The sequence below is a fragment of the uncultured Nevskia sp. genome, from assembly GCF_903885465.1.
GTDB lineage: Bacteria > Pseudomonadota > Gammaproteobacteria > Nevskiales > Nevskiaceae > Nevskia.
Genome location: NZ_CAISIQ010000205.1, coordinates 1 through 5,597, shown reverse-complemented (window position 1 = coordinate 5,597; position 5,597 = coordinate 1). Strand labels below are relative to the sequence as shown.

Sequence of the window (5,597 nt, the reverse complement as noted above, 5' to 3'; positions counted from 1 at the left end):
CCTTGATCTTGTCGAGGAACACGCCCTTGCCGGCCGGGGTTTCGCGACCCTTCTTGATCGCCTTGTCGAGCAGGCCGGCCGAATAGGCCTTGCCCTTTTCGGCAGCTTCGATCGTCGAATCGAGCAGCACGCATTCGATGCCGACCTTGGCCGACACATATGCAATGCCGGCGCCCATCATGCCGGCGCCGAGAATGCCGAGCTTCTGCACCTTCGACTTCGGAAAGCCTTCGGGACGGCTCTTGCCCTTGTTGATGCTGTTGAGCTGGAACCAAAGGGTTCCGATCATGTTCTTGCTGACCTGCGACACCACCAGGTTCGCGAAGTAGCGCGACTCGATGCGGCAGCCGGATTCGAAGTCGACGATGCCGCCTTCGTAGACGCAGCTCATGATGTTGGTCGCCGCCGGGTAATTGCCCTGCGTCTTCGCGCCGGCCATCGACGGCGCGATCGCGAACACCTGCACCACGGCTGGGTGACGGGCATCGCCGCCCGGCCACTTGAACTTCTTGTCGTCCCAGGGCTGTACCGGCTTCGGGTTGGCGAGACACCAGCTCTTGGCCTTGGCCAGCATCTCGGCCTTGTCGGCGGCCAGCTCGTTGATGATGCCCTGCTGCTTGGCCGCTTCGACATTCAGCTCCTTGCCTTCGAGCATCAGCGGCAGCGACGCCTGGATGCCGATCATGCGCGGCAGGCGCTGGGTGCCGCCGCCGCCGGGCAGCAGGCCCAGCTTCACTTCCGGCAGACCGAACTTGGCCTTCGGATCATTGATCGCCACTCGCCAGTGACAGGCCAGCGCCACTTCCAGACCGCCGCCCAGCGCGGTGCCGTTCAGCGCCGCAACGACCGGCCGGCCGCAGAGTTCCAGACGACGCAGCATCTGCTTGAGGCGTTCGGCAACTTCGAACGCCAGCTTCGGATCGGTGATGCCGAAGACCATGTCGATATCGGCGCCGGCGAGGAACTCGCGCTTGGCCGAAGTCAGGATCACGCCGCGGATGCCAGCATCGGCTTCGATCTTGGCGATGAACTCCGCGAACGGCGCCATCAGCGCTTCGTTCAGCACGTTCATCGGCCGGTCGACCAGGTCCATCGTCAAGGTGGCGATGCCATCGGCATCGACCGTCATTTGCACTGCACTCATGTCTTGTTCTCGTATGAATTCATGAACAGCAACGTCATGGGGCACGCAAAGGCGCTAAAGACGCCAAGGAAAATCAAAAGACTTTCTTGAAAGGCTTTTCTTGGCGGCTTTGCGTCTTGGCGTGAGATTGACGTTGCTTTATCGGCTAGGAGTAGCGCCTCAGACGCGCTCGATGATCGTGGCGATGCCCATGCCGGCGCCGACGCACAGCGAGGCCAGACCGACCTGCTTGTCCTGCCGCTCCAGCTCATCGAGCAGGGTGGCGAGGATGATGCAGCCGGTGGCGCCCAGCGGATGGCCCATGGCGATCGAGCCGCCGTTGACGTTGACCTTGTCCATGTCGATGTTCAGCGCTCGCACGGCCTTCATGACCACGGCGGCGAAGGCTTCGTTGATCTCGAACAGGTCGATGTCCTTGATGCTCATGCCGGCCTTGCGCAGTGCTTTTTCAGCGGCTGGCGCGATGCCGGTCAGCATGATCGTCGGCTCCGAACCGATCACCGCCACCGAACGGATGCGTGCGCGCGGCTTCAGGCCCAGCGCCTTGCCCTTGGCTTCCGCGCCGATGAGCATCAACGCGGCGCCATCGACGATGCCCGACGAGTTGCCGGCGTGATGCACGTGATTGATCTTTTCGAGCGTCGTGTACTTGCGCAGCGCGGTCGAGTCGAAGCCCATCACACCCATCTGCTCGAAGCTGGCCTTGAGGCCGGACAGCGAGTCGGTGGTGGTCGAGCCACGCACGGTTTCGTCATGGTCGAGCACGATCATGCCGTTGAGATCGCGCACCGGCACCAGGGTCTTGGCGAAGCGGCCCGCGGCATGGGCTTTCGCGGCGAGCTGCTGCGACCGCACGGCGAAGGCATCGACATCGTGACGGCTGAAGCCTTCCAGCGACGCGATCAGATCGGCGCCGATGCCCTGCGGCGCGAAGCCGAGCTGCTCGTTGATGCGCGGGTCCATCGCCCAGGCGCCGCCGTCCGAACCCATCGGCCAGCGCGACATGCTCTCCACGCCGCCGGCAACGACCAGATCTTCCTGGCCGGACATCACCTTCATCGCCGCCAGGTTCACCGATTCCAGACCGGAAGCGCAGAAGCGGCTCTGGGTCACGCCCGGCACGTTCTCGGCCCAGCCGGAATACAGGATCGCGGTGCGGGCGATATCGGCACCCTGCTCGCCGACCGGCGTCACGCAGCCGATCACCACGTCGTCGACCTGCGAGGTGTCGAGGCTGTTGCGGTTTTCCAGCGCGTTGAACAGGTTGCCGAGCAGATGCACCGGCGTCACCTCATGCAGGCTGCCGTCCTTCTTGCCCTTGCCGCGCGGCGTGCGCACGGCATCGAAAATGAATGCTTCGTTCATGGTGATGAGTTCCGTTGGATCGTCCTGGGAGCTGCGGGCGCGCGATGTCGGGTCGGCGGTTGCGCGATTGGGTAATCGCAATTACTATTCGCTCAGTCCCAACCTTATGTATGGTGCATTTCGCCGGTGGGAACCTATGGGGCATGGACTGCACGACGGCCCCAAATGATGCGTTTGCAGCATAATCAGGCTGATGGTGCCGGTCAACCTGTCGGGATGGCCAGGCGCTTCAGGTCTAGTAAAGATCATTACTTGCAAGCACGAGGCAAACCGCTTTGAAGACCGTGGCAAGCCGAGATGACGAGATGAAAGATGCTGCCGTTACCGCCGACCGTACCCTGCTCGATCCGGATACCCGGGCGCGCATCGAACAAGCGGTGCTCGATATCTTTTCCGAGCGCGAGTTCCATCGGGTCGGCCTGATCGAGGTCGCCCGCGGCGCCAATGTCAGCCTGCAGACGATCTACAAGTACTACGGCAGCAAGGAAGCGCTGCTGTTCTCCTGCCTCGACACCTGGCTCGGCCGGCTGGCGGCGCGGATGATCGACCACCTGCAGGGTATCGAGGACTTCAAGGAGAAATTCCGCAAGGTGTTCTGGGTGACCCTGGATTTCTTCGAGAAGAACCCGAAGGTCGCCCAGCTGATCATGAGTTCGGTGTACGTCAACACCTGGCGCAAGCAGGACAACTACCAGAACCCGCTGCTGTTCGGCACCTTCATCCGTGTGCTTGGCGAAGGCCGCGCCAAGGGTGTGCTCAACGATGAAGTCGACGAAAAGATCCTGCTCGACTACATCTTCGGCGTCATCGCCCGCCTGGTGCAGATGTACATCCACCGCGGCCAGAAGGAGCCGCTGACCAAGCAGGCAAATGTCTTGTTCGACATGCTTTGGCGGGCCATCGCGAAGCCGGTGTGATACGCACCTTCCCCCGCAAGCGGGGGAAGGTGCGGGAAAGATAATCCCGCGTCACCCGTTTCAGCCATGCAGTACCGACCACAGCATGCCGACGCCGAGCACCAACAGGATTGCGCCCATCGCCCGGTCGATCCAATGCGCGCTGCGCACCAGGCGGCTGCGGATGCGCGGATGGCCAAGCGTCCAGGCGACGAAGCTGAACCAGGCGCCGGTCGCCACGATCATCCAGGCGCTCAGGCCCAGCTTCAGCCAGGTCGGTGTGTCGCCGGTGATCACCGCCGAGCAGAGCGCGACGAAGAACAGCATCGCCTTGACGTTGAGCAGATTGGTTGCCAAGCCGATGCCGAAATCGCGCTGGGCAGCCTTGCCGCTGACGGTGACCGGTGCGGCATCGGCGGCCGGCTGTGCGCGAATCGCACCCCAGCCGATCCATAGCAGCAGGCTGGCGCCGACCAGCTTCAGCACCGTCAGCAACGCCGGGAAACGCTCGATCGCCCAACCCAGGCCGAACATGCCGTAGGCGACATGGAAGCTGATGCCGGCGGCGATGCCGAGCGCCGTCAGCACCCCGGCGCGCCGGCCGTGCGCCAGCGTCTGCCGGGTGACCACGGCGAGGTCCGGCCCCGGGCTGGCGACCGCCAGCGAGTGGGCGAGGGCGATCGTCGCGAACAGTTCGGCCGGGCTCATCAAGACATCAGGCCGCGTAAGTCGCGTCGAGATACTCGAGGATTTCCTCGGATTCGAACATCGACACGCCGGTGTTCGGATCGATCAGATACGGCACCTGCACCTTGCCTTCGAGTTCCAGCAGCCGCAGGCGGTTACGGCCTTCCACCGGCAGCGTCGGGAAATACTTCGCACGGATCCATGGCGGGCCAACGTCTTCCCAGCGTGCCTTGGCGGTGCTGCGCAGCATGTAGGGCAGTTCCAGTTCGCAAAGCCGTTCGCGCACCAGGCGCGAATAGGGGCTGGATTCGAAGCTGAACAGCTCGAGCGGTTCGGCCGGTGCGCGGGAGGCCACGGCTTTCACGCCGCGCACGGTCGGCACGGCGCGGAAGCTCGAGGCGAGTGCCGATGCGACGATCGCGCCGCCGCGGCGCACGCCACGCGGCGCGCGCAACTGGCCGCCATAGGTTTCGCCGAGGTAGTCGACGATGTCGGCGGACTCCAGCATCGAGCGCCCGGTGTTCGGATCGACGAGAAACGGAAACAACGATTTGCCGCTGAGGCTCACTGCTTCCGGCCGGAAGCGCTTGCCGCCCTGTGGGCAGGGCAGGATCAGCGCATCGAGATCCATCTCGCTCAGCGCTTCGCGGACGAAGCGGCAGAACGGGCTGGCTTCATATTCGTAGAGCTTCAGCAACTGCTCGGGCTGACGCGTGGTCGGCCGGAACGACAGGCTGCCGCGCCAGCCGCGGGCGCTGGACGCGAGGACGGAACTGACCACTTTCAGCTGATGAGTGACGGACATGGAAACCCCGGAGAGAAAGATGCCGGACAGAACCCGGCCGCGAGCAGTGAACGCTCGTATTATCGCGGCAGCGGCGCTGTTCGGCGCGGAGGCGGTTCAAACCCTGCGGCGACGCGGCGCATCAGAGCGTCAATGACTACCGCAATCCTCAACCTGACGATGGAGGCCGCCTTGCCGGCCACGACGCCTGTTCCGCAAGCCGAGCCTGAGGATCACGTGCTGGCGCGCCGCGCGGCCAGCGGTGATTCGCGCGCCTTCGAGCAGCTCTATCGCCTCAATGTCGATCGCATCTACGGGCTCTGCCTGCGGCTTTGCCACGGCGATTCCTCGCGCGCCGAGCAGGCTACTCAGGACGCTTTCGTCCGCGCCTGGGAAAAGCTCTCCAGCTTCCGGGGCGAAAGCCGCTTCAGCACCTGGATGCACCGGCTGACCGTCAACGTGGTGCTCGGCGAACACCGCCTGCTGCGCCGCTGGGTGACTTTCGAGGACGAGGTGCAGTCCGGTGTCGATGGCCAGGATGGCGTCGACGGGATGGACGCCATCGAACCGCTGCGTCAGGAAGACATCGGCAGCCGCATCGATCTGGAACGGGCGCTGGCCAAGCTGCCGAAGGGGGCGAGAACGGTGCTGATGCTGCACGACATCGAGGGCTACCAGCATGACGAGATCAGTGCGCTGACCGGCATCGCGATCGGCACCT

The 5,597-nt window shown here is 64.0% G+C and carries 6 protein-coding genes; 2 read left to right on the top strand and 4 right to left on the bottom strand.

The features are described from left to right. Window positions 1-1,144: enoyl-CoA hydratase-related protein (locus tag QZY06_RS07825; RefSeq protein ID WP_295682517.1), on the bottom strand; the 1,144-nt coding region annotated here is incomplete at its 3' end. Between the two features lie 159 nt (window positions 1,145-1,303). Then, window positions 1,304-2,509 carry an acetyl-CoA C-acetyltransferase gene (locus QZY06_RS07820; protein ID WP_295682515.1) on the bottom strand — a complete coding sequence of 402 codons (1,206 nt, stop codon included), beginning with the start codon at window positions 2,507-2,509 and terminating at the stop codon, window positions 1,304-1,306. 305 nt (window positions 2,510-2,814) lie between these two features. Between QZY06_RS07820 and QZY06_RS07815 the strand changes: the two genes are divergently transcribed. Then, window positions 2,815-3,426: a TetR/AcrR family transcriptional regulator gene (locus tag QZY06_RS07815; RefSeq protein WP_295682512.1), complete on the top strand. Its 612-nt coding sequence runs from the start codon at window positions 2,815-2,817 to the stop codon at window positions 3,424-3,426. Window positions 3,427-3,486: 60 nt separating this feature from the next. On the opposite strand, the gene QZY06_RS07810 is transcribed toward QZY06_RS07815, so the two are convergent. Together QZY06_RS07810 and QZY06_RS07805 are read right to left on the bottom strand one after the other, a co-directional pair. Then, window positions 3,487-4,113 carry a LysE family transporter gene (locus tag QZY06_RS07810; protein ID WP_295682509.1) on the bottom strand — a complete coding sequence of 209 codons (627 nt, stop codon included), beginning with the start codon at window positions 4,111-4,113 and terminating at the stop codon, window positions 3,487-3,489. Window positions 4,114-4,120: 7 nt separating this feature from the next. Continuing rightward, a complete protein-coding gene (locus QZY06_RS07805; RefSeq protein WP_295682506.1) occupies window positions 4,121-4,897 on the bottom strand; it encodes a glutathione S-transferase N-terminal domain-containing protein in 777 nt (258 codons plus the stop codon). Window positions 4,898-5,029: 132 nt separating this feature from the next. Here QZY06_RS07805 and QZY06_RS07800 point away from each other — a divergent pair. Further along, window positions 5,030-5,597 (top strand): RNA polymerase sigma factor (locus QZY06_RS07800; RefSeq protein ID WP_295682503.1); only part of this gene is annotated, 568 nt, incomplete at its 3' end.